At 58.1% G+C, this 22803-nt stretch carries 21 protein-coding genes, 3 tRNA genes and 1 pseudogene; 18 read left to right on the top strand and 7 right to left on the bottom strand.

Features of this window, described 5'->3' with window-relative positions; genetic code table 11:
• Positions 1–34: 34 nt before the first annotated feature.
• Positions 35–1576: an ATP-dependent RNA helicase RhlB gene (gene rhlB, locus ACL7TT_RS00125; protein WP_413392143.1), complete on the bottom strand. Its 1542-nt coding sequence runs from the start codon at positions 1574–1576 to the stop codon at positions 35–37.
• Positions 1577–1614: 38 nt separating this feature from the next.
• Positions 1615–2244: an HvfX family Cu-binding RiPP maturation protein gene (locus ACL7TT_RS00120; protein WP_413392141.1), complete on the bottom strand. Its 630-nt coding sequence runs from the start codon at positions 2242–2244 to the stop codon at positions 1615–1617.
• 527 nt (positions 2245–2771) lie between these two features.
• Between ACL7TT_RS00120 and ACL7TT_RS00115 the strand changes: the two genes are divergently transcribed.
• On the top strand, positions 2772–4172 hold the full coding sequence (locus ACL7TT_RS00115; protein WP_413392139.1) for an MATE family efflux transporter: 1401 nt from the start codon (positions 2772–2774) through the stop codon (positions 4170–4172).
• An 88-nt stretch (positions 4173–4260) separates the two neighbouring features.
• Positions 4261–5730 carry a succinylglutamate desuccinylase/aspartoacylase family protein gene (locus tag ACL7TT_RS00110; protein WP_413392137.1) on the top strand — a complete coding sequence of 490 codons (1470 nt, stop codon included), beginning with the start codon at positions 4261–4263 and terminating at the stop codon, positions 5728–5730.
• Positions 5731–5739: 9 nt separating this feature from the next.
• On the opposite strand, the gene ACL7TT_RS00105 is transcribed toward ACL7TT_RS00110, so the two are convergent.
• The 4 genes from ACL7TT_RS00105 to hemA are packed head-to-tail and all read right to left on the bottom strand — an operon-like array spanning position 5740 to position 9929.
• Positions 5740–6642, bottom strand: coding sequence for a cation diffusion facilitator family transporter (locus ACL7TT_RS00105; protein WP_413392135.1), 903 nt, complete (start codon positions 6640–6642; stop codon positions 5740–5742).
• A 30-nt stretch (positions 6643–6672) separates the two neighbouring features.
• A complete protein-coding gene (gene prmC / locus ACL7TT_RS00100) occupies positions 6673–7533 on the bottom strand; it encodes a peptide chain release factor N(5)-glutamine methyltransferase (protein ID WP_413392133.1) in 861 nt (286 codons plus the stop codon).
• 39 nt (positions 7534–7572) lie between these two features.
• Entirely contained in the window at positions 7573–8655 is a 1083-nt protein-coding gene (gene prfA, locus ACL7TT_RS00095; protein WP_413392131.1) for a peptide chain release factor 1, read from the bottom strand.
• Positions 8652–9929 (bottom strand): glutamyl-tRNA reductase, encoded by a 1278-nt coding sequence (gene hemA, locus ACL7TT_RS00090; RefSeq protein WP_299941475.1) that lies wholly within the window; start codon positions 9927–9929, stop codon positions 8652–8654. Before hemA ends, prfA begins: the two co-directional genes overlap by 4 nt.
• 235 nt (positions 9930–10164) lie before the next feature.
• Here hemA and ACL7TT_RS00085 point away from each other — a divergent pair, with 235 nt between their 5' ends.
• The 13 genes from ACL7TT_RS00085 (at position 10165) to ACL7TT_RS00025 (ending at position 18940) form a co-directional block, all read left to right on the top strand.
• Entirely contained in the window at positions 10165–11967 is a 1803-nt protein-coding gene (locus ACL7TT_RS00085) for a tetratricopeptide repeat protein (RefSeq protein WP_413392129.1), read from the top strand.
• Complete coding sequence (lolB, locus tag ACL7TT_RS00080; RefSeq protein WP_299941469.1) at positions 11951–12592, top strand: lipoprotein insertase outer membrane protein LolB; 642 nt, start codon at positions 11951–11953, stop codon at positions 12590–12592. Before ACL7TT_RS00085 ends, lolB begins: the two co-directional genes overlap by 17 nt.
• A gap of 28 nt (positions 12593–12620) precedes the next feature.
• Entirely contained in the window at positions 12621–13559 is a 939-nt protein-coding gene (ispE, locus tag ACL7TT_RS00075; protein ID WP_413392127.1) for a 4-(cytidine 5'-diphospho)-2-C-methyl-D-erythritol kinase, read from the top strand.
• 10 nt (positions 13560–13569) lie between these two features.
• Positions 13570–13644 (top strand) — tRNA-Gln (locus ACL7TT_RS00070).
• Entirely contained in the window at positions 13613–13894 is a 282-nt protein-coding gene (locus ACL7TT_RS00065) for a hypothetical protein (RefSeq protein ID WP_413392126.1), read from the top strand. Before ACL7TT_RS00070 ends, ACL7TT_RS00065 begins: the two co-directional genes overlap by 32 nt.
• 95 nt (positions 13895–13989) lie before the next feature.
• Entirely contained in the window at positions 13990–14919 is a 930-nt protein-coding gene (locus tag ACL7TT_RS00060) for a ribose-phosphate pyrophosphokinase (protein WP_413392583.1), read from the top strand.
• A 191-nt stretch (positions 14920–15110) separates the two neighbouring features.
• Positions 15111–15743: a 50S ribosomal protein L25/general stress protein Ctc gene (locus ACL7TT_RS00055; protein WP_413392124.1), complete on the top strand. Its 633-nt coding sequence runs from the start codon at positions 15111–15113 to the stop codon at positions 15741–15743.
• A gap of 5 nt (positions 15744–15748) precedes the next feature.
• Complete coding sequence (pth, locus tag ACL7TT_RS00050) at positions 15749–16357, top strand: aminoacyl-tRNA hydrolase (protein WP_413392122.1); 609 nt, start codon at positions 15749–15751, stop codon at positions 16355–16357.
• Between the two features lie 43 nt (positions 16358–16400).
• Positions 16401–16553 carry a hypothetical protein gene (locus ACL7TT_RS00045; protein ID WP_413392120.1) on the top strand — a complete coding sequence of 51 codons (153 nt, stop codon included), beginning with the start codon at positions 16401–16403 and terminating at the stop codon, positions 16551–16553.
• A gap of 4 nt (positions 16554–16557) precedes the next feature.
• Positions 16558–17649, top strand: coding sequence for a redox-regulated ATPase YchF (gene ychF / locus ACL7TT_RS00040; protein WP_413392119.1), 1092 nt, complete (start codon positions 16558–16560; stop codon positions 17647–17649).
• A 57-nt stretch (positions 17650–17706) separates the two neighbouring features.
• Complete coding sequence (locus tag ACL7TT_RS00035) at positions 17707–18666, top strand: DMT family transporter (protein WP_413392117.1); 960 nt, start codon at positions 17707–17709, stop codon at positions 18664–18666.
• A gap of 86 nt (positions 18667–18752) precedes the next feature.
• Positions 18753–18829, top strand: a tRNA-Met gene (locus tag ACL7TT_RS00030).
• Positions 18830–18865: 36 nt separating this feature from the next.
• Positions 18866–18940 (top strand) — tRNA-Gln (locus ACL7TT_RS00025).
• A gap of 311 nt (positions 18941–19251) precedes the next feature.
• On the opposite strand, the gene ACL7TT_RS00020 is transcribed toward ACL7TT_RS00025, so the two are convergent.
• Complete coding sequence (locus tag ACL7TT_RS00020) at positions 19252–19959, bottom strand: SapC family protein (RefSeq protein ID WP_413392115.1); 708 nt, start codon at positions 19957–19959, stop codon at positions 19252–19254.
• 672 nt (positions 19960–20631) lie between these two features.
• Between ACL7TT_RS00020 and ACL7TT_RS00015 the strand changes: the two genes are divergently transcribed.
• The 3 genes and pseudogenes from ACL7TT_RS00015 to ACL7TT_RS00005 all read left to right on the top strand — a co-directional run.
• On the top strand, positions 20632–21225 hold the full coding sequence (locus ACL7TT_RS00015; protein ID WP_413392113.1) for an HAD family hydrolase: 594 nt from the start codon (positions 20632–20634) through the stop codon (positions 21223–21225).
• 104 nt (positions 21226–21329) lie between these two features.
• A complete protein-coding gene (locus ACL7TT_RS00010) occupies positions 21330–21764 on the top strand; it encodes an ester cyclase (RefSeq protein WP_413392112.1) in 435 nt (144 codons plus the stop codon).
• A gap of 292 nt (positions 21765–22056) precedes the next feature.
• Positions 22057–22665, top strand: a pseudogene (locus ACL7TT_RS00005) (IS5 family transposase); the annotation flags it as partial.
• Positions 22666–22803: the final 138 nt, after the last annotated feature.

Raw genomic sequence — 22803 nt, 5'->3', positions numbered from 1 at the left:
GGTCGGATCACCCTGTTTGCAGACAATGGGCGGATTAACGCGGACGGCCCCGACCGCCGCTGCGGTGTCTGCCATGGCTGCTTCTAGAGCCCCTGTCACTTCCGCTATGGCGGACTTCGACCGCGGGGGGCTTTTGTACCAGCGCTTCCGGTGGGACCTCGCATTTTAATTTTTGTCCCAGTAACTGTTCTATCGGCTCAAGGCGCATAGCATCATCTTCACAGGCGAAGCTGATAGAGGTACCCGTTTTACCGGCACGGCCGGTACGGCCAATGCGGTGCACATAATCCTCCGGTTCCTCTGGCAGTGTGAAGTTCACCACGTGGCTGATGCCGTCGATATGGATACCGCGGCCGGCAACATCAGTGGCCACCAGCACCTTGGTCTTGCCGGATTTGAAGTCTTCCAGGGTGCGCACGCGCTTGTTCTGCGCCACTTCTCCGGAAAGCAGGCCCGCAGAAAAACCGTGGGCAAGCAGTCTTTCGTGCAGGCGACGGCACTGGTCTCGGCGGTTGGCGAATACGATCAGGCTATCCACATCGCCGCTCTGCAGTATGTTATACAGTAGGGCGTATTTTTCTTTGCTTGCGGCTAAGTACACATGCTGTTCTACGGAATCGGTGGCCACCCGCTCCGGTTCGATTTCCACCAGGACAGGATCATCGGTCCACTGCTCAACCAGGGCATCGACTTCCGGGGTAAAGGTGGCAGAAAAGAACATCGTCTGGCGGTGGGTTTTGCGCGGCGTCTGGCGCACGATACGGCGCACCTGGGGAATAAAGCCCATATCCAGCATACGGTCGGCTTCATCGATCACCAGGACTTCCACCTGATCCAGAAAACAATCGCGGTTGCCGACAAAATCCAGCAGACGTCCGGGCGTAGCGACCAGGATATCCACCAGACGACCATTCAAGTTGCGCTGCTGTTTATCGTATTCCATCCCGCCCACCAGCGTGTGAATTTCCAAGCCGGTATATTTGCACAGCGCCTTGGCATCATCGGCAATCTGCATCACCAGTTCACGGGTCGGAGCAATGATCAGAGAGCGGGCTTCGCCGGCATAGCGCTCTCCCTCAAAGGGATGACGCAGCAGGTCTTCAATGATGGTAATCAGGAAGGCTGCGGTCTTGCCGGTACCGGTCTGTGCCTTGCCCACCAGATCATGGCCGTTCAGAGTGTGTGGCAGAGAACGCCCCTGAATAGGCGAACAATACCGGAAGCCCAAGTCGGAAATAGCACGCATCAGCTCCAGGGGCAGGTTCAGGTCGTGGAAGCGAACCTTGCCCACCTGTTCCGGAACCTGAAACGCATCCAGCGACCAGGGTGAGGCAACCTGTTCGGCTTTCGGCTTGCGGTTACGCTGGCGCCCCCTGCTGTGAGATGTCTTGCCGCCGCTTTGGCGAAATTGCCCCCCGCTTTGGCCGGATTCATGCCTGGGCACCTGGCCTGTGGCGGTCTTTCCAGGCGATTCCGTACCCTCGTTAGGGCGCCGGGAGCGCTTTTCGCCCCCGGGCGGATTTTCATCCTCTGCAGAGGTGGAACGGCGAAACAACTTGCCTATCAAGGTCAACACTCACTCAAATTTTCAAATAGCTGGCGAGTATACCATCTCTAGCTGGGGTCCCGCCCGCAATAGCGCCGGCACAGCCAGTAATCAATACTGAAAAAGCGACCCGCTCCGCTGCAGAGCAGCACCAGCAACATAATGAAGTAGGTCGCAGCGAACTCAATGCCGTTTTTCAGGATGGTGATATTGCCAGCCCCGGCCAGCCACTCGTAATTACCGTGCTCCTTTAGAAGCGCGACCACCCGCTCCTTGCGCAGGACCGCCTCATCGATCAGATCCTCACGCCACTCCCAGGGCGCTGTCAGTGTCTTGTCCGGCAGGGCCGACCAGCCGTTTTCCCAGTGTGCCGTCACTGCTGCAATCGCCATTACAAACATCAGCGGAATCGCCACCAGACGGGTGCCAAAGCCAACCAGAATGGCAATACCGCCAAAGAACTCCACCAGCGCCGCCAACCAGGCCATCAGCATTGGGGCCGGCAGGCCCAGGCCCCAATCGGGATTGCCAAACCACGCCGCTACATCTTCAATATTGCTCATCTTGTTGAGGCCGGCCATTATAAAAATCGGCGCCAAATAGATACGCAGTGCCAGTGGGCCCAGCCAGTCAATCTTGCGTACAAAATGCAGGAAACAAGCATACCAGCGACCCAGGCTATTCATCGCACCACTCATTTTATTCACTCTCCCATTCGGTCCATTTGTTCACTTTAGTCGAGCGGGCACAGTATCTGTTACACAGGGATTCCACTGCCTACACGCGGGTCAGGCAAAAGCCCCCTTCATTACAACCATGGAGATAGGTGCCTTGATATCAAGATCTGGCCATCGTGCCCGAATACCCCGGACAGGGACCACCCCGCGCTTTTCTCCTCTGACGGAGCCCGGTTGCCCGCCCGCGGACATCGGCAGTGGGCACCCACGCAGACTTTGGGTGGCGCCTTTGGCCGAAAGCCGAGTTTGCAGTATCCAGGTGCCGCAGGCCACGCCCGAACCGTTGCAAGTCGCCCCAACAAATAGTCGCTGGGCCAAATCCGGGTTTCACCGTAAAATACCGGCTCTTCTATGGGTGACGGGCTACCCGTGCGATCAAACCCCTTTTGCAGAGCCAGCCGGTTAACCAATACCACACGCTTAGGTTGATACTGGCTGGTTTCCCACAATCATCGGCTGATACACAGCGCTGAAACCTGGTTTTTTCTTTGTTTAAGCTTTATCGACACGCCATTACCACCGAATTGTCCCGCCTGACCACGCTGGGTGGGCCCCTGGCGGTCAGCAACCTGGCCGTTGTGAGCATGGGCGTTGTGGATACCATCGTAGCCGGTCGCGCCGGCGAAGTGGATCTGGCGGGCCTGGCTCTCGGCTCCAGTATCTGGGCGGTATGCGCTGTAACCCTGATCGGTTTGCTCGCGGCGGTATCTCCACTCGTGGCCCACCTGCGCGGTGCGAGGGATGAGAAAGGTTGTGCCCGACAACTGCAGCAGGGACTTTGGATCGCATTCGCCGGTGGTCTCCTGGTGGTTCTGGCCCTATTGGCCGTACCGGTCTGGAGTCAGTGGATAGATACGGAAGCCCCTGTACGACAGGTTTTGCAAAACTATATCCTGGCCCTGACCGTCGGCACCCTGCCCTTCGCCCTGGGTACGGCACTGCGCGGTTACTGCGAAGGCATGGGACAGGTGCGCCCGGTTATGCGCATCTACCTCGCCGCGGCAGTACTCAACATTCCGCTGGATATACTCTTAGTATTCGGCGCCGGTCCGATACCCGCCATGGGGGGTGCGGGTTGCGGCTGGGCCACTGCCGCGCTCAGCTGCCTGATCGCCCTGGCGCTGTTCTGGCACGCCTGCAGCGACCCCGCATACCGTGCGCTTAAACTCAAGTTGACGCCCTCCAAGCCCCATTGGCCCACCCTCGTGCATCTGCTGGCAGTGGGTTTGCCGGTGTGTGTCGGTGCCGCCAGTGAGGTCACTTTTTTTGCGAGCCTGACCGTCTTGCTGGCGCCATACGGTGCAGCAATCGTCTCCGCCCACCAGATCGGTATGAACGTGGGCTCCATCTTCTATCTGGTGGCCCTGGCACTCGCTCAGGCTCTGAGCATACGCACTGCCCAGCTACTGGGTCAGGGGCGACCCAAGCGGGCCCTGTTTGCGGGCAAGGTGGGCATTGGCACCGGCGTGCTTTACGCGCTTGGTACCGGGGTCCTGTTGATCAGCCTGCGCGGATTTTTCGTACAGGTCTACACCAGCAATACAGAGATTGTCGCCGTGGCCACCAATCTACTGTTGTTGTGTGCGGCATTCCAGCTGGTTGATGTCGCCCAGGCCATGACCTGGGGCGCCCTGCGGGGATACAAAGACACCCGCGTGCCCATGTTTATCCAGCTGTTCTCCTACTGGCTGGTGGGGCTCTCCAGTGCCTATTGGCTGGGGGAGAACTTGTGGGGGGTTTATGGCTACTGGGCCGGGGTCTGTATCGGCCTCGGCACCGCCTCGATCCTGTTGGCAATGCGTTTTTGGCGCACCAGCCGCAGAGCCATCACAATCGCGCGGGAACCCTCTATCGCCAGAGAAACTTCACCATTCCAGGGAACGCCCTGAGCCGGTCCGTGCTCCAAGTTTGCACCTGTGTCGGGCAGAAACAGTACCGTCGGCACGGCCCAGAATAAGAAACTGACCGGAGTAAACCATGATCCCGCGCCGCTCCCCGCGCAGATTCCAGCGCTTGCTGGGTCTTGCCCTGCTGGTAACCGCCACTCAGGCCCAGGGTCTGAATGGGGCCGATCCGGCGCAAAATACCATGGTATCCCCGGCGGAAAACCTGCATCTGGATCAACCGGTTATCTCTCTGTCCGCACCGTCAGTGGCCAACGGCGATACACCGCGCTCGCCTGACGCCAGCCCGAACAGCAGTACACAGGCACCCCTGCCCCAGGCGGAAAACCTGCAGCTGGACCAGCCCATCGCAGAACTGGAGCCCGCGCATACAGCCAAGAGAGAGGCGAGGGCGCAACCTGTGCGGGAAATCGCCAGCAATTTGGAAACCCCCACTGCGGTAACCCTCTCACCAGGGCCCAGGGAGGACGCCAAGCCCCTGCGCCTGCTCGGCGCTGAAGTACCGCCGGCAACCGCTACCCGCCTGGCCTGGTCTCCCAGCCAACACTTTGAAGGAGTGTACAGTCCCACCCCTGTACTCGTGGTGAACGGCGCCAAACCGGGTCCGGTACTGTGCCTTACCGCCGCAGTGCACGGCGACGAGCTCAACAGCATAGAAACCGTGCGGCGGGTACTGTATGACCTGGATGCCGAACACTTGAACGGCACTGTTGTCGGGGTGCCCATCGTGAACCTGCAGGGCTTTCACCGCGGCTCCCGCTACCTCACTGATCGTCGCGACCTGAACAGGTACTTCCCTGGCGATCCCCATGGCTCCTCCGCGGCGCGCATCGCCCATTCGTTTTTCCACGAAGTGATCAGCCATTGCAATGCGGTGGTCGACCTGCACACGGGCTCTTTTTACCGAACCAACCTGCCGCAGCTGCGCGGCGACCTGAGCAATCCGAAAGTCGTGAAACTGACCCAGGGCTTCGGTGCCACCGTGGTACTGCACAGCACCGGCGCCAAAGGCACACTGCGCCGCGCCGCGGTAGAGGCGGGCATTCCTACCGTTACACTGGAGGCGGGCGCACCCATGGTGCTCGACGAGTTGTCTGTCAGTCACAGTGTGAAAGGGATTCGCACCCTCCTGCACCAACTGGGCATGGTGAGCAAATTTCGCCTGTGGGGTGACCCGGAGCCGGTGTATTACAATTCCACCTGGCAGCGCGCCACCACCGGCGGCATCATCTTCAGTGCGGTACAACTCGGCGCGTTTATAGGCCGGGGGGACCTGCTCGGCACGGTCACCAACCCCATCACCAACGTGCGCAGCGAGATTCGCTCAGAACACAACGGGCGTATTCTCGGTATGGCGCAAAACCAGGTAGTACAGCCCGGTTTCGCCGCCTACCATATCGGTATCCAGACCCCGGGGGAACAGATCAGCCAACCCCAGGAAGTGGTCGCAGAAACCCCCGCAGCCGAGCAGGCCCAGGCGCTCAAACCGCCACGCACACCCTCTGCCGATACGGTCCCGGAACCGCTGAACGAGGAAGATTGAGCCCCGGTATCAGGGTGCGCTGACCCTGTCGATAATCACCGGCTCGACCTGCTCAATCGGTTCCGGCTGCAGGGTGATATGTTCGATACCAAAGCGCTTGATCAGAGTTGCCCGCAGGCGCGCCAGCACCGCCGGCCAGGCCGACAGATCGTCCACTACAATATGTGCCGAAAGTGAAACGGTACTGGAGTCCAGCCGCCAGATATGCAGATCGTGCACGGAGCGCACCCCGCTGACCCGCGCCAGGGTCTCACCCACCACCGGCAGGCTCAGCTCCCGCGGTACCCGCTCCATCAACACATCGACCGCATCGCGCAGCAGGCGCACACAGGAAATCAGGATCAGCAGGCAGATCAACAGCGACAGCAGTGGATCGATGGGCAACCAACCGCTCAGATAGATCACCGCCCCGGAGATGAGCGCCGCCACCGAGCCCAGCAAATCCCCCATCACATGCAACAGAGCCCCGCGGATATTGAGTGTGCGCTCACCCCGGTAAAGTGCCCATGCCGCCAGAATATTGACCAGTAGCCCGACAAACGCGATCAGCATTACCATACCGCCCTGCACCGGCTGCGGGTTGCGCAGCCGGTCGATCGCCGCAAAGGAGATAGCTGCAACAATCAGCAGCATAAGCAGGCCGTTGATCACCGCCGCCAGCACTTCCGCCCGACCCCAGCCAAAAGACAGATCGCGATCCGCCGGTTTTTTTGCCAGCGCCGCAGCGACGGCCCCGAGCGCCAGAGCAAAAGCGTCCGTGAGCATATGTCCCGCATCGCTCAGCAGCGCAAGGGAACCGGACAGCCAGCCTCCCACCACTTCCACAAAGGAGAAACCCAGCGTGAGCAGGAAAGCGATCAGCAGCGGGCGCAAGGCGCCGTTGCCGCTGCGGTGATGGACGTGATCGTGCACAGATTCCCCCTCCTTTCAGCGCCGGGATGCTTATGTGCTGGCAGGCAACTGCGGTTGTATTCGCCCCCGTGTCCCCAGTGTTATTCTTTCCCTGCGGCAATAATCCCTGCGGCTTTGCACATCGATAAAACCGGCCGCGGTAAAAATCTTCCGCACCCGCGCCGCCTGCTGCCAGCCGTGCTCCACCAGCAACCAGCCCCCCACCTCCAGGTAATCACCGGCACACGCCGCGATATGCTCGATATCCGCGAGGCCCCGACGTCCCGCCACCAGTGCAGAGCGCGGCTCGAAGCGCACATCACCCTGTTGCAGGTGTGGATCGGCACTGTCGATATAGGGAGGGTTACTGACGATCAGCGCGAAGCGCTGGGGTGGCAACTGTGCGAACCAGTCACTCCGGTGTATCTCCACATTGTGAAAGCCGAGGTTGCGACGGTTTTCCTCGGCCAGCGCCAGGGCCGTGCCAGATCTCTCCGCGGCAATAATCTGCCAGCCCGGTCTCTCTGCAGCCAGCGCCAGTGCTATGGCCCCGCTGCCAGTACCCAGATCCAGTGCGCGCACCTTTTCCTGCGGGCAGAGCGCCAGGGCCGTCTCCACCAGCAGCTCCGTGTCTGGGCGGGGAATCAGAGTGGAGGCATCGACTTTTAATCTGAGCGACCAGAATTCCCGCTTGCCGGTCAGGTGTGCCACCGGCTCCCCACGTCTGCGACGCGCCAGCAGCCCATCGAATGCGCTTTGCTGGGCCGGTGTCAGCTGGTATTCCGGCCAGGTGTAGAGCCAGGCGCGCCCGCGAGCCAGGATATGGCCGAGCAGAATCTCAGTATCCAATCGCGCCGACTCGCTGTGGGTCAATTCCCCCCAGCGAGCAATATTGTCCTTGACACTGGCCATACGCAAACAGCTACCTGTAGCGGCGTAGAAACATCAGCACTACTGGCCCATGGCTGCCAACTGGTCCGCCTGGTGCTCGGTGCGCAGCGGCTCGATCACTGCCTCCAGAGCGCCCTGTATCACCTCATCCAGCTTGTACAGGGTCAGACCGATACGGTGATCGGTCACCCGCCCCTGGGGAAAATTGTAGGTGCGAATGCGCTCGGAACGGTCACCGCTGCCCACCAGGCTTTTGCGCGCATCGGAAATTTCCTGTGCCGCTGCCGCTTCCTGCGCACTGGAGAGTTTGGCCTGCAACAGTGCCATGGCCTTGGCGCGGTTCTTGTGCTGGGAGCGTTCGTCCTGGCACTCCACCACGATGCCCGTGGGGATATGGGTCAGGCGCACGGCGGAGTCGGTTTTGTTCACATGCTGGCCACCGGCGCCGGAGGCGCGATAGGTATCCACGCGCAAATCGGCCCGGTTGACCTCAATGGCATCGCGCTCATCCGGCTCCGGCATGATTGCCACGGTGCAGGCGGAGGTGTGGATACGCCCCTGGGACTCGGTCTCCGGAACCCGCTGTACACGGTGGGCACCGGACTCGAACTTGAGCTTTGCATAGACATTCTCGCCCGCCACGCGGGTAATGATTTCCTTATAACCGCCGTGCTCACCGGGATTTTCACTGATAATCTCCAGGCGCCAGCCCTGTTTTTCCGCGTAGCGGGAATACATGCGAAACAGATCGCCGGAAAAAATCGCCGCCTCATCGCCACCGGTTCCAGCGCGGATCTCCAGGAAGACATTTTTGCGGTCATTGGGATCGCGGGGCAGCAACAGGGTCTGCAGTTCACGCTCCAAAGGCGCCACCTGAACCTGTGCCTCGCGCAATTCCTCCTGCGCCATCTCGCGCATTTCTGAATCCTGCTCGCTGAGCATCTCCCGCGCCGCGGCCATATCCTCCTGCAGTTGCCTGTAGCGGCCGTAGCATTTCACCACTTCCTCCAACTCGGCATACTCTCGCGACAGGTCGCGGAACTGTTCCTGATCGGCGATCACGCCGGCATCACCGAGCAGCGCGGAAATCTCCTCGTGGCGCTCCTGCAGGTGATCCAGCTTGTTCAGTAGCGACTCTTTCATTTGTGCTTTTTCTCTAGTGCTATATCGGCGAGGTCGTCCAATCCCACAACCTCGCGCACAATGCGCAGGCGTTCCAGATCGCCATCGGCAGTAGCTTTCTTTAAGCTGACGGTGGGCGCGTGGATCAGTTTGTTCGTCAGTGTCCGGACCAGTTGTTCCATCAAACGGCGCGGGTCCCCGCCCTTGTCCAGTTGCAACAGCACCCGCTCCAGTTCCGCGCCGCTGATTTCCTGGGCGCGCTGGCGGTAGCTGCGAATGGTATCCACCGCCCCGAGCGCCCGGCTCTCTTTGGTAAATTCTGCCGCGGCTGCGTCCACTATCGCCCCGGCAGCTTCAGCGGCTTTCTCGCGGGAGCGCATGCCCTCATCAATTACACCGCGCAGATCGTCCACCGTATACAGATAGACATCATCGAGCTCCCCCACCTGGGGTTCTATATCCCGCGGTACGGCGATGTCGACCATAAACATCGGACTGTGGCGGCGCTTGCGCAGCGCTGATTCCACCGCGCCTTTGCCCAGAATGGGCAACTGGCTGGCGGTGGAGCTGATGACAATATCCGCGCGGACCAGATGCTCGGGAATATCGGCAAGCAGAATAGCCTCCGCACCGAAATTCTCCGCCAGCACCTGTGCGCGACTCAAGGTGCGATTGGCCACAATCAACTGCCTGATTCCCTGATCCAGCAGGTGTCGCGCCAACAGTTCAACCGTCTCACCGGCGCCGATCAACAGCACCGTCTGTCTTTTCAGGTCGGTAAAAATACGCGAGGCCAGGGACACCGCGGCATAGGCCACGGACACCGGGTTTTCACCGATGGCTGTCTCAGTGCGCACTTTTTTCGCCACAGTAAACACCCGCTGGAACACCCGGTGCAGCGCACTGCCGACGCTGCCGGATTCCCGCGCCACCGCATAGGCCGACTTGATCTGCCCGAGAATCTGCGGCTCGCCCAGGACCAGGGAGTCAAGGCCGCAGGCGACGCGCATCATATGTCGTACCGCCGCCTCCCCGCTATAGCGGTAACTGCAGCCTTGCAATTGCTCCAGCGGTATACAATGGTATTCTGCGAGCCACCGGAGCAGAGACTCCGCGTCGATGGTCCCATAAAGCTCGGTGCGGTTGCAGGTGGAGAGGATGGCAAGCTCCCGACAGTCAGGCATTTTTCGCGCATCCCCCAGGGCACCGGGCATCACCTCGGGCGCGAAAGCCACCCGCTCGCGTACCTCTATGGGTGCGCTGTCGTGGTTGATACCCAGGATAACAAATGGCATAGCGTTTCGTCGGTGTTCAATCTCGAAGTGCGAAGTTCACATTGGGGGCGCATTTTCAGGGGCCGCCGCCTCGCTTGCAAGGCCGGCGGGCGGTTAAATTGCGCGCTGATTTGCCCGGGATACCCGGAGCCCGCCGTGCGGAGACCGATTCACGACTAGAATTATATGGCCTTAATCGGTTAAAACACGTCACTCGACCCCCGCTCCCGCGCCCAGCAACGTATGGACACGATCTATGCTCCCACCCCGCCTGTTATCCGCAAAGCCCCAGGCCACCAGTTTCACCCTGCTCTTAAGTCTCTGCTTTCTACTCATGCTGGGGGCCTGTAATCGGGTACCATTGAGGGAGGATACAGGCGAGCCCCCCGGCCAGGCCGTACAGAGGCAAAAGACAAAAACAGTGGGCTCATCCCGGCAGGCCGTTACGCGGGCCTTTCCCATCGATACCTTCTACACCCTGCTGGTGGCGGAAGTTGCCGGTATTCGCAAGCACTACGATGTCGCTCTGGCCAATTACTACCACCAGGCGGAGGTCACCAAGGATGCCGGCGTGGCCGCTCGCGCCACGCGCATTGCCCGCTTCCTCAATGCCCGCCAGGCAGCCCTGCGCTCAGCCCAGTTATGGGTCGAACTGGAGCCGGAAAACACCGAGGCCCAACTGGCGGTAACTGCGGAACTGACCCTGGCCGGGGTTTTGCCGACCGCCCTGGCGCATGCAGAAAAAGCCCTGGCATTGGGTGGCAAGCCGCCTCTGCAGTCCCTCGCCTCCACCGCCATCGCCCAGCAAAAGCTCGATGCACAAACCCTGGCAAAGCTTGCCCTTCTGGCACAGGAATACCCCCTTAACGATGAAGTGATTCTGGCCTATGCCATGGCATTGCGCGCCGGCAAGCAGTACGGTCGCGCACTCACCCTAGTACACCAGGTCCAGGAGCAGCATCCGGATCAGCTCGATGCACCACTGCTGGAGAGCCACCTGCTGGTCGATCTCGGCAAGCGTCGCGACGCCATCGAACTATTGGAAAATCTGGTCAACATCCACCCCGGCGAGGGCCGCTTGCGCCTGCAGTATGCGCGCTTGCTGATTCGCGAGGATCTGGCTCTGGCACGCCAGCAGTTTGCCGAACTGGTCAAACAGCGCCCCGAAGATGGCAACCTGATCCTGTCCCTTGCCCTGATTGAATATGAAACCAACCAGATAGACGCGGCCAAGCCACTGTTTACAAAGTTGCTGGAATTGAGACAACACGAATCCTCAGCGCATTTTTATCTGGGCGGCGTAGCTGAGAAGCAGCAGGAGATCACCACCGCTGTCGAACATTTTCGCCAGGTCCAACCCGGCAACGATTACCTGGAAGCCATCACCCGCGGCACCCGTTTGCTCGCCGCCACTGGCCAACACATGAACAACCGGCAGTGGTTTGCCGAACTTCGCCAAGAACACCCTGTGCAGGAAGAACACTTCTACCTTATGGAGGTTGAACTGCTGCGTAAAAACGGCGAGCCGCAACTGGCACTGGAGAGAGTCGAACAGGGGCTCGCAGCCAACAGTGCCAGTAGCCGCCTGATGTATACCCGCGCCTTACTCAACGATCAACTCGGCAATGCCACCGCCTTTGAACGCGATCTGCGCAGCTTACTCAAGCGCGACCCACAAAACGCCACCGTGCTGAACGCACTGGGCTACAAGTTGATCGGCGATCCGTCGCGCCGCGGGGAAGCACTCCAACTGATCCGCCAGGCCCTGGCGCTGAAACCGGAAGATCCCGCCATCCTCGACAGCATGGGCTGGGTACAGTACCGTCTGGGTAATTACACCGCGGCGGAAAAATATTTGCGCAAGGCACTGGGGAGACTGCCCGATCACGAAATCGCAGCCCACCTGGGCGAGGTTCTCTGGGTACAGGGGGATCGTACGGGTGCACTCAGGGTCTGGAAAGACGGGCTTGCAACCCATCCGCACAGCGACATTATTCCGGCCGCAATGAAGCGCCTGCAAATCCAAGAGTCACCACAACAGCATGTATCCGATCACTGAAGTATCCTCCGCGCGCACCTATTATTTTCTACTGGTCGCAGCCCTCACCCTCCTGTTCTCCGCCTGTGCCAGTCAGAAAACCAGGGAACAGCACACACCGGAGGTGCCTCGGGATACAGCCGCACCAGAAACGGTGGCGCAGTTGAAACAGTGGACCATGAAAGGAAAGCTGGGTGTGCGCTCTCCAAAGGATAACGGCAGCGCCAACCTGGTCTGGACACAAAACGGTGTACAGAATTACCGGATTCACCTCAGTGGTCCTCTCGGCGCCGGCACCACGGTCATTACCGGCTCCGCCGGCGGCGTCAGCCTGATGCGCGGCAACGAACCGCCGGTTGTGGCACGCAACGCGTCGCAACTCACCGCGCAAACCCTGGGCTGGCCTCTGCCCGCTGCTGAGATGTTTTACTGGGTGCGCGGACTGCCGGCCCCCGGGGCCAAAGGCGCTGAGAGGCACAATGCCCAGGGACAACTGCAGAGCCTGCAACAATCCGGCTGGTTGCTCCGTTTCAGCGACTACCGCCAAAATGGCCCCTACCGTCTGCCCACCCGCATCAAGGCTCAGACCAACGCCAGCACCGGCCCTGTGCAGGTCACCCTGGTGATCAAGGCGTGGGAGTTTTGAATGCTGAAACACCCTTGAGAAGGTATGATTGGCCGACCAGATTCAACCGGCCCGACCCTCTCCCATGCTGCAGTTACCCGCGCCCGCAAAACTCAACCTGTTCCTGCGCATAGGCGGTCGCCGCGCGGACGGCTACCACGAGCTGCAGACGCTGTTTCAATTGCTCGATTATGGGGACACGCTGACATTCTCAGTGTGTGAAACAGGTAAAATCCACGTGGATGCCGGTGCGCTCAAAATCCCGCTGGAGGACAACCTCGTATACCGCGCAGCCCGGCTGCTGCGAGAAAAATCCCTGCACAACCATCACCAGGTGCCGGGCGCACATATTCGACTGATCAAAAACCTGCCCCACGGCGGCGGTATCGGTGGCGGCAGCAGCGATGCCGCCACCACACTGTTGGCCCTCAACTACCTGTGGCAGTGCGGCCTGTCTATCGACGCGCTGGCCGAACTGGGCCGCCAGTTGGGTGCAGATATTCCGGTATTTGTGCGCGGGCACACCGCCTGGGCCGAGGGCGTTGGAGAAAAATTAACCCCGATCACCACGGTAAAACGCCACTACCTGGTGGTGTCTCCCGGTTGCGAAGTACGCACCGCAAACATTTTTTGCGACCCGCGTTTGACAAGAGATTCCCCCCCAATTACATTAGCGGCCCTTCGCGAGAAGCTGCGTTCGGAGAAAGCGCTGAGCGGAGAAAAGCGGCAAGTTTTTCCCGGTAACGACTGCCAGACACTGGTAGAGCATCTCTACCCTGAAGTCCGCGATGCCAGAGTGTGGCTGGAGCAATTCGCACCGGCACAACTCACCGGTACCGGCGGCTGTGTATTCGCAGCTTTCCATACCGCATGCGCTGCCAATACGGTGTTTGCACGGCTTCCGGACAAATGGCGGGGATTTATAGCATCTGGCGTACCAATTTCTCCCGCTCACCAGGTGCTCGCGAAATTAACCTCAAGCGAATGAGGACAGATACTGGGGCGTAGCCAAGCGGTAAGGCAGCGGGTTTTGATCCCGTCATGCGTAGGTTCGAATCCTACCGCCCCAGCCACTTTCTGTTTATTGGCAGTGGCGCTATTGAAAACCGGTTCCCCATGTTTCAGTCGACATCGATCCAACCGGCCCAGGTTACCCGTGCAGGGCTGAACACAGCCCGCCCCCCATTCCACAATGGCGAAGGCGAACTTGCGCGCAAACCCCTATCGACGACCGGGGCACTCCGTGAAAGTCGGCGCAACTATCCGGATAACGGGGAGCGGCCAACAGAATACTCCTATCCCGCCCCGTCTCTCCCGCAATAGGCAAGAACGGGAAATGCCCTACGCCAACTGCTGGCAAAATTGTGCACACACCTACACTTCAAGACAAACTAAAGGAACTCGCAGTGGCTGACTTAATGGTCTTTACCGGCAATGCAAATCCGGAGCTGGCACAAAAAGTGGTTGACCATATGGCGATCCCCCTCGGAGAGGCATTGGTCAAACGCTTCTCCGATGGCGAAATTGCCGTTGAAATTACCGATAACGTGCGCGGCCGCGACGTTTTTGTGGTGCAATCCACCTGCCAGCCCACCAACCGCAACCTGATGGAGCTGATTCTGCTGGTAGACGCCCTGCGCCGCGCGTCTGCCGGCCGCGTCACCGCCGTGGTGCCCTACTTCGGCTACGCCCGCCAGGATCGCCGCGTCAGGTCCCAGCGCGTACCCATCTCCGCCAAAGTGGTCGCCGACATGATGGTCAGCGTGGGTATTGACCGCGTATTGACCGTAGACCTGCACGCCGAGCAGATCCAGGGCTTCTTCGACGTACCCGTGGACAATGTCTACGGCTCCTCTGTGCTGCTGGACGATATCGAGCGCCGGAAATACGAGAATCTGGTGGTCGTTTCCCCGGACATCGGCGGCGTAGTGCGCGCCCGCGCCGTGGCCAAGAGCCTCGACTGTGACCTGGCCATCATCGACAAGCGCCGCCCCGACGCCAATGTGGCGGAAGTGATGAATATCATCGGCGAAGTCAGCGGTCGCACCTGCCTGCTGGTGGACGATATGGTGGACACCGCCGGCACCCTGTGCAATGCCGCCAGCGCCCTCAAGGAGCACGGTGCCCAGAAAGTCGTCGCCTACTGTACCCACCCGGTGCTATCGGGCAATGCCATCGACAATCTGAACAATTCGGTACTCGACGAGCTTGTCGTCACCGATTCCATTCCCCTGGGCGACAAGATGGAAAGAGCGCCAAAGATTCGTCAGCTGACCCTGTCCGCGATGCTGGCCGAGTCCATGCGCCGCATCAGCAACGAGGAATCCCTCTCCGCAATGTTTCGCTAACAGCCCGGCCCCGGCGGCTACCCGATTATCTTTTACCCGCCGGAGCACTTTGCCTTCGGCGTCGATTCCCGTAAAATACGCGCCCGCCCGGCCTGCCGGGCGATTCCTGTTGGGTCCAAAAACCCAATTTCAACAACGCCAGCGCGGTCCGGTCGCAGGTCGCCCTGGACAGACAATCCGAGGTTTAACCCATGTCTGATATCAAATTGAACGCCATTGCCCGCAGCGATGAGGGGAAAGGTGCGAGCCGCCGCCTGCGTCGCCTGGAAGGCCGTGTACCCGGCATCATATACGGCGGCAAAGCCAAGCCACAATCCGTATCCTTAATGCAAAAAGACCTGTTCAAGGCCCTGGAAAATGAAGCCTTCTTCTCTTCCATGCTAACCCTGGACATCGACGGTAAAGCCGAGAAAGTGATCCTGCGCGATCTGCAGCGCCACCCCGCCAGGCCGTTGCTGCTCCACGTGGACTTTCAACGGGTTTCCGCCAACACCAAGGTACATGTGAAAGTGCCCCTGCACTTCCTCAACGAAGACGCCTGCAAGGGGGTAAAGGCCGGCGGCATCGTCTCCCACACACTGACCGAGCTGGAAGTACGCGCCCCCGCCGCCAAGTTACCCGAGTTTATCGAAGTGGACCTGGCGGGCCTGGAAATGGGCGACATACTGCACATTTCCGACCTGAAACTGCCGGCAGCGGTTGAGTCTGTGGACCTGAGCCACGGCGAAGACCACAATCTGGTTGTCGCCTCTATCCACAAACCACGCGGCGCTGTTGATGCTGAGACCGAAGCCGAAACCGAATCCGGTGAAAGCGAAGAGTAAGCGTTTTGGCAGCGGCACCGGACACCCCGATCCAGTTAATTGTCGGCCTGGGAAACCCCGGCCCGGAATACGACCGGACACGGCATAACGCCGGTGCCGATTTTGTTGCCGAGCTGGCACGCCACCACGGCGTCCAGCTCAATCAGGACAGCAAAGTCCACGGCCTGACAGGCCGCCTGCGCATCGGCAGCCGGGATATTCGCCTGTTGATCCCCACCACTTATATGAATCGCAGTGGCCGGGCAGTAGCCCCGCTGGTGCATTTTTTCAAAATTCCCCTGGAGGCCATTCTGGTCGCGCACGATGAACTGGATCTGCCCCCCGGTACCGCGCGCCTGAAATCCGGCGGCGGCCACGGTGGTCACAACGGCCTGAGGGACATCATTGCCGCGCTGGGCAACAATCGGAATTTCATGCGCCTGCGGCTCGGCATCGGTCATCCCGGCCGCGGCGGTGACGTGGTCCGGTTCGTACTGCAGCGGGCCCCCAGAGCGGAGCAGGAAACACTGGCCGAAACCATTGAGCGCGCGATCAGTGTACTGCCCTCTGCCGCCAGCGGCGACTGGGGCGGGGCTATGAAGACACTGCATACGGCGACCCCGGCAGGCCAATAGACCCTGTTGGCCGGCTTGCTTTTTGTCCCGGAAACTTGCTAGTGTGCTGCGCCAAATCGCCGGTATTGCGCCGGCTGGCCCGGTTTTTTTGGTGGCCATACACCCCACCCAGGCTCCCGCCAGCGCCGTCACGACCGGACTCTCCACCACAGATCAGCAGCGCGTGCAGACGCGCCTCAGGCAAACGGAAAAATAGCACTATGGGTTTTACTTGCGGTATCGTCGGCCTGCCCAATGTGGGCAAATCCACCCTGTTCAACGCACTGACCAAGGCGGGTATCGACGCTGAGAACTTCCCCTTCTGCACCATCGAGCCCAATGCCGGCGTTGTGCCGGTACCGGACAGCCGCCTCGACAAGCTGGCGCAGATCGTCAAACCGCAAAAAGTGATTCCAACCACCATGGAATTCACCGATATCGCCGGTTTGGTCGCGGGTGCCTCCAAAGGCGAGGGCCTGGGTAACAAATTCCTCGCCAACATCCGCGAAACCGACGCCATCGCCCACGTTGTGCGCTGCTTCGAGGACGACAACGTGATCCACGTAGCCAACCAGGTGCACCCTCTGTCCGATATCGAGGTGATCAATACCGAGCTGGCCCTGGCCGACCTGGATACTGTGGAAAAGGCCCTGCAACGCTACACCCGCGCCGCCAAGGGGCAGGACAAACACGCGATCAAAATGAAGGCGCTGCTGGAAAGGATCCAGCCACACCTGAACGAAGCCAAGCCACTGCGCTCTTTTGGCCTGTCCGAAGAAGCGCTGTCCGATCTGCGCGAACTGAGCCTGCTCACCGTGAAGCCCACCATGTATATCGCCAACGTACACGAAGAGGGCCTTGAGCAGAATCCGCACCTGGATGCGGTCGCCGCTATTGCCGCCGAAGAGAACGCCGTACTGGTACCCATTTGCAACAAGCTGGAAGCGGAGGTCGCCGAACTGGACGACGACGAAAAGCAGGAGTTTCTACACGAACTGGGCATGGAGGAACCCGGCCTCAACCGAGTGATTCGCGCTGGCTATCAGTTGCTGGGCCTGCACACCTACTTCACCGCGGGCGTCAAAGAGGTGCGCGCCTGGACCATTCCCCTCGGCGCCACAGCACCCAATGCTGCCGGCAAAATCCACACAGATTTCGAGAAGGGCTTTATCCGCGCGGAAGTGGTTGGCTACAGTGACTTTGTTGCCTGTGACGGCGAGGCCGGCGCCAGGGAAGCCGGAAAGTGGCGCCTGGAGGGCAAGGATTACATCGTTGCAGATGGAGATGTCATCCACTTCCGCTTCAACGTCTGATCTTTTTCTTTCCTCGCCGCCCTGTCACCGGGGCGGCTTTCCACCGACCGGGAACTCATGGCGCAATCAAACTGGAAAATCGGCCTTCCCCTGGCCCTGGTAACCGTTTTCATGTGGGCCGCCCTGCCCATCGCCCTCAAAGGTCTGCTGGAGCATGTCAGCCCGGAAACGGCCACTTGGTACCGCTTTGCCGGCGCCGCTCTGCTGGCGGGCGCCTACTACGGCCAGTCGCGACAGCTGAAGCTCGGGGCGCTATTTGGCCGCGCCCTGCTGCCTTTTACCCTGCTGGCTGTTTTGGGACTGTTGGTTAATTACCTCACCTATGCCAGTGGCCTCGATTACATCACCCCTGGCGCTGCACAAATTGTGATTCAACTGGCGCCATTGCTGTTGTTGATTTCCAGCGTACTCTGCCTTGGGGAGCGCTTCTCGCCGCGCCAGTGGTGCGGCGTGGCCATGGTGGTGACCGGCCTGCTGCTCTTTTTCAACCAGCGCCTGGGCAATTTGACCGACGGCGGCGAAAACTATCTTCTGGGTCTGGGATATATCCTGGTGGCGGCTGTGGCCTGGGCCGTATACGGCTTCTTCCAGAAAAAAATTCTCTGCCGGGCCACACCACAGGATCTTCTGGTATTGATTTACATCGCCGGTACCCTCTGCTTCCTGCCCATGGCTGATCCACTGGCGGTCACACATCTCAGCGGGCTCGAGTGGGCACTGCTGGCTTTCCTCACCGCCAATACCCTGATCGCCTACGGCGCTTTCAGCAAGGCCCTGGTCCATTGGGAGGCATCCAGCGTCAGCGCCACCCTGTCGCTGGTGCCGGTCATTACCCTACTGTTGAGTACATTGATCAGCGCCACCTGGCCGGACTATATCGCCGTGGAGCCGCTCAACTGGATCAGCTGGTCCGGCGCCGGCGCCGTAGTGGCGGGCTCCGCCCTCGCCGCTATCACCGGCCCCAGGCGTCGTTCGGGCCCTGCGCCGGACACAAAAGAAAACCTCCTAACTAACTGAAAAGAATACAAAAAAGAGTTGACACGCCCGACCTGGAGCATGATAATGCGCGCCCTCGGTCAGGCCCGGGCAAGAACAGGGAAAATGGCAAGGTAGCTCAGCCGGTTAGAGCGCAGCACTCATAATGCTGAGGTCGGGAGTTCAAGTCTCCCCCTTGCTACCATTTCAAGCCAAAGGCCCACCTTTACAACTCTGAAACTGGGGCGTAGCCAAGCGGTAAGGCAGCGGGTTTTGATCCCGTCATGCGTAGGTTCGAATCCTACCGCCCCAGCCATCTCTTCCGACCAATTCAGCCCCCGCTCAAACCAAGTACAAAAAAGCCCTTACCAGCAACGCAGGAACCTACGGCTCGACTGCACCGCGACCAAGACTGGCAGGCATACCACAACTCCGTAGGAAAGCACCAGCCAGGAAAATCAGTAGCGGATGGAAAACCGCGCCCCCCCTTCTTTCACCTTATGATTTGAGCGCGAATCATTGAGGGGAGAATCATCGCACACAGTACAGCGGGTGCTGGAGGCATAACCCAGAACCCGCATTGTAGATACGCAACACCCGCCAACCATCGCTACCGGGCAATAGGGATCAGCCGGCCCGTTTTTTGCGAATCAGGCTTTGAACCTGCATGGAAGACATCACGGAAGCATAGATAGCCGGCAGCGCGCCACGTTTGCGCAACCCCAAGAAATCCTCATCGGACAACTTATTCAGCTTCTCTTCATCCACCACAAAGAAACCGGTCAGATCGTAGGGCTTGTCGTTCTCGGTAACACGCAGGGTCAATTTCTTCTGGGTGAGCAAATCCTTGGATACCAGAAATTCGACAAACTGCTCGGTAACACTCACGCGCTGGGCGGCCTCTACAACGGCCTGAGCACAGTTTTTCAGGTAGTCGGTTTGCTCGCCATCCTCTTCAAACAGTGGCTCACCCTCGGATTCACTCAGCATCTTGGAATCTTCATCGATGCAGAGCACCGCCTGATCGGCATCTTCGGGGTTCTTCACCAGCACAAAGGGATAGGTGCGTACCTGCAGTGGTACATAGCTGCCATCCCAGCCTTCGCTACCGGAGAAGAGGTTTTCACCGGGGCGCAGGCCTGTCAGGGCAACCACTTTGAATTGATCGGTGTCCTGGTCTTTTACGAACAGGATCGGGTAGCTCTGGCTCGCCTGTACCATCTCTTGCACCACCAGCGGCAGGATATGGTTGCCGCTGACATGGTCAAACGTGATGTCCTGGGTGAATTTCAGGTTGGCATGTGCCTTTTTATCCAAAGCTTTGATCTGTGCCATAAGTACAACTCCTAGCTACATAAAGTGTTATTCAATTATTAGGGGTGCCTACCGTACCACTTTATTCGCCAATTAACGATAAGGGACACTATTCCCCCTCCCCAGCAAGCAACTCCCTGCAGAGAACCGGCAAAGGCAGCGCAAGACAGCCGGTCCGGCAAATCCGGCCTTGGCTAGGCAGACCGAAGCGCACAAACAGTTTCAGTCGTGTATCTGTAACGAATACATAGAGGGAGCCAACACCACCAGAGAGTACTGATGGCAACAGAGGCAGACAGGGTAGCGATGATTGATTGAAGCAATCATGATTAAAAATCAGATAAATAAATACTACAGCATAAAGACCCTAAATCCAGCCAAAACCCACTGCCGGTCAGACTTCAAATACTCAGATACACACTTGGTGTTGGAGTTTTCCTGTGGGAGAATGGCTAGACCACCGCTCACCGGTAGACGCTCCGCCGCGCAGGAGGGCCGGAAACCTTTCAGTTTGAATATATAGCGATTGACAGGCGTTTTTGGGCAGGTGGCACAATAGTGCAAACTAAAGAAGCGTCATCACTATTTTAACTATTGCTTCAAATTGACACGCCTTTGCTGGTAAAGAACTGTTCAGAAAAGTAGGAAAGAGAGGGACCGCTGTAAACAATACCCTACAGAAAAAGGTGAGCTATGCGCCGGGAAATAGAATGGATACTTTTCGACCTTGGCGGCGTCCTGATAGAGCTTTCCGGCTCGCCGTTCCCTGCGCATAAAATGCCGTTTTCTGATTGGCTTTCATCAGAAACTGCAAGAAAATTTGAGAAAGGCCTTATTTCTCCAGATGCGTTTGTCAATACGATGAAACAGGATCTGAAACTTGATCACACGGTTAATGAGATCCTCTCCCACTTCGAGCAATGGCCAAAAGGATTCTATCCCGGCGCAACGGAGCTATTGATGAACGTCAGCAGAGAATTTGGCGTATCCGCACTTTCCAATACGAACGCCATCCACTGGCCAAGAATCACACTGGAATTTCGTGCCCATGACTATTTTGAACTTATCTTTGCTTCACATAAAATTGGGATGGCAAAACCGGAGATAGCGTTTTTTCTATTCGCTATCGAAACATTAAAAATCCACCCAAAAAAAATTGTATTTTTTGATGATAATCCCGGCAATATCGCTGCCGCCAGGAAAGCAGGCATGCAGGCTTATCTTGTTCAGGGAGTAAATTCAACTTTGAACATGCTTGAGAGTATTTGCAGTTCACCTAAGAACTGACCCCACCTCTTAACAATTCCGTTTACAGCTGATAAGCGCAATAGATCAAACAGAAACAATACTCAGCATCCATGATTTAAACAGGATATGATTTTGGAGTATTTATGCACAAAGAACAAGTACGCCGATTCTATGAAGAGATCTGGAACATGAACAATAAGGCAATCATTTCTTCGGTGCTCCTTGAATCCTTCACCTTCCGTGGATCTTTGGGCCAAGAGACGCAGGGTTACCGTGGCTTTTTGGAGTACGTGGATAGCGTCCACAATGCGCTTGGTGACTATCGCTGCACGATCAATGAGATCGTTTCCGAGGGAAAGCAAGTATTTGCCAAAGTGACTTTTTGCGGAATTCACCGAGGTGAGTTGATGGGATTCTTTCCGACTCAACATATCGTAAGCTGGGTTGGGTGTGCATTGTTTACATTTCAGGGTAATCGGATATCGGACGCATGGATTCTTGGTGATTTACAGGGTTTAGAAACACAATTGAGACGAAATGCCCAAAAATTAGTCGCCAAACAAGGTAGTGGGCTATAAACAAACTGATCTGATGATCAATTTCCAACCACAAGCTTCCTAGAAAGATACAATAAGAAAGATGAACATGAAGAAACGATTCACCAAAGAACATTTCGTCTCGATTTTGAAAAATGTAGAGTCCAGCTTCTGAAGCTGACCTGACTGAGAACTTTCTAAAAAGCCGGTAACTGTCAGATCAAGTCTAAACTACTATAGCCTAGGGGCTGTTCCCGTTTGGATGTAGCCTGTTGATTTGTAAGAGCAAGCTCGCATTGTTGAGGTTCTAACACAACGACAAAACGAGCTTGCAATGCCCCGATTAATGCTCAGCGATGAGCACTGGTCGAAGCTGTGGGGAATTCTGCGGCAACTGGCCATCTATAACAAGCGTGATCTCCGTATGATCGTTGAGGGCATGCTCTATCGAATGCGTACAGGTTGCCCATGGAGAGATCTACCGAAGGATTTCGGATGTTGGAGTAAGGTGTACAAGCGCTTCAATGCCTGGTCAGCATCAGGCAAGTGGCAGAAAGTATTTCAAGCGCTGGTAGTAGATCCGGACATGGAATGGGCTTTCATTGATGGAAGTTACGCTAAAGCACACCAACACAGCAGCGGTGCTGCCAGTGATCAGGATGAGGCGATAGGGAAAAGTCGGGCGGGAAACACAAGCAAAATCCATTTAGCGGTTGACGCTTACGGGCTTCCGGTTGCATTTGAGGTCACGGGTGGTCAGGTAAATGATTGCACGCAAGCTCCAAGCTTGATCGCCAAGATTGAGGGTGCGGAAACAATTGTCGCGGACAAAGGTTATGATAGCGAGGATCTACGGAAGCAGATTGCAGAACAGGGTGCCAAGGCAGTGATCCCTAGAAGGCGCAATTCTGTGAAAGGCAACGCGGATTTGGATAGAGCTATAACCAATTTTGGTGTTTGAAGGTTTGAAAGAAAGCAGCGTATCTGGTTGATTTGTTGTCGCCAAACAGTCAACCAACCAGGAATACGCTGCTATGGATAAGAATACCGTTGTTGAGTTTGCAGGTCGACATGAGACAGT

The organism is Microbulbifer jejuensis (assembly GCF_047289955.1).
In the GTDB taxonomy this organism is placed as follows: domain Bacteria; phylum Pseudomonadota; class Gammaproteobacteria; order Pseudomonadales; family Cellvibrionaceae; genus Microbulbifer.
Note: the sequence above shows the minus strand (reverse complement) of the source record. Positions and strands in the feature narration are given on the sequence as shown.

Excerpts from the sequence above, each read along its gene's own strand:
- ACL7TT_RS00120 (WP_413392141.1), bottom strand. The coding sequence starts at position 2,244 with ATGAGTGGTGCGATGAATAGCCTGGGTCGCTGGTATGCTTGTTTCCTG.
- ACL7TT_RS00110 (WP_413392137.1), top strand. The coding sequence starts at position 4,261 with ATGATCCCGCGCCGCTCCCCGCGCAGATTCCAGCGCTTGCTGGGTCTT.
- prmC (WP_413392133.1), bottom strand. The coding sequence starts at position 7,533 with ATGGCCAGTGTCAAGGACAATATTGCTCGCTGGGGGGAATTGACCCAC.
- prfA (WP_413392131.1), bottom strand. The coding sequence starts at position 8,655 with ATGAAAGAGTCGCTACTGAACAAGCTGGATCACCTGCAGGAGCGCCAC.
- hemA (WP_299941475.1), bottom strand. The coding sequence starts at position 9,929 with ATGCCATTTGTTATCCTGGGTATCAACCACGACAGCGCACCCATAGAG.
- ACL7TT_RS00085 (WP_413392129.1), top strand. The coding sequence starts at position 10,165 with ATGCTCCCACCCCGCCTGTTATCCGCAAAGCCCCAGGCCACCAGTTTC.
- lolB (WP_299941469.1), top strand. The coding sequence starts at position 11,951 with ATGTATCCGATCACTGAAGTATCCTCCGCGCGCACCTATTATTTTCTA.
- ACL7TT_RS00065 (WP_413392126.1), top strand. The coding sequence starts at position 13,613 with ATGCGTAGGTTCGAATCCTACCGCCCCAGCCACTTTCTGTTTATTGGC.
- ACL7TT_RS00060 (WP_413392583.1), top strand. The coding sequence starts at position 13,990 with ATGGTCTTTACCGGCAATGCAAATCCGGAGCTGGCACAAAAAGTGGTT.
- ACL7TT_RS00055 (WP_413392124.1), top strand. The coding sequence starts at position 15,111 with ATGTCTGATATCAAATTGAACGCCATTGCCCGCAGCGATGAGGGGAAA.
- ychF (WP_413392119.1), top strand. The coding sequence starts at position 16,558 with ATGGGTTTTACTTGCGGTATCGTCGGCCTGCCCAATGTGGGCAAATCC.
- ACL7TT_RS00035 (WP_413392117.1), top strand. The coding sequence starts at position 17,707 with ATGGCGCAATCAAACTGGAAAATCGGCCTTCCCCTGGCCCTGGTAACC.
- ACL7TT_RS00020 (WP_413392115.1), bottom strand. The coding sequence starts at position 19,959 with ATGGCACAGATCAAAGCTTTGGATAAAAAGGCACATGCCAACCTGAAA.
- ACL7TT_RS00015 (WP_413392113.1), top strand. The coding sequence starts at position 20,632 with ATGCGCCGGGAAATAGAATGGATACTTTTCGACCTTGGCGGCGTCCTG.
- ACL7TT_RS00010 (WP_413392112.1), top strand. The coding sequence starts at position 21,330 with ATGCACAAAGAACAAGTACGCCGATTCTATGAAGAGATCTGGAACATG.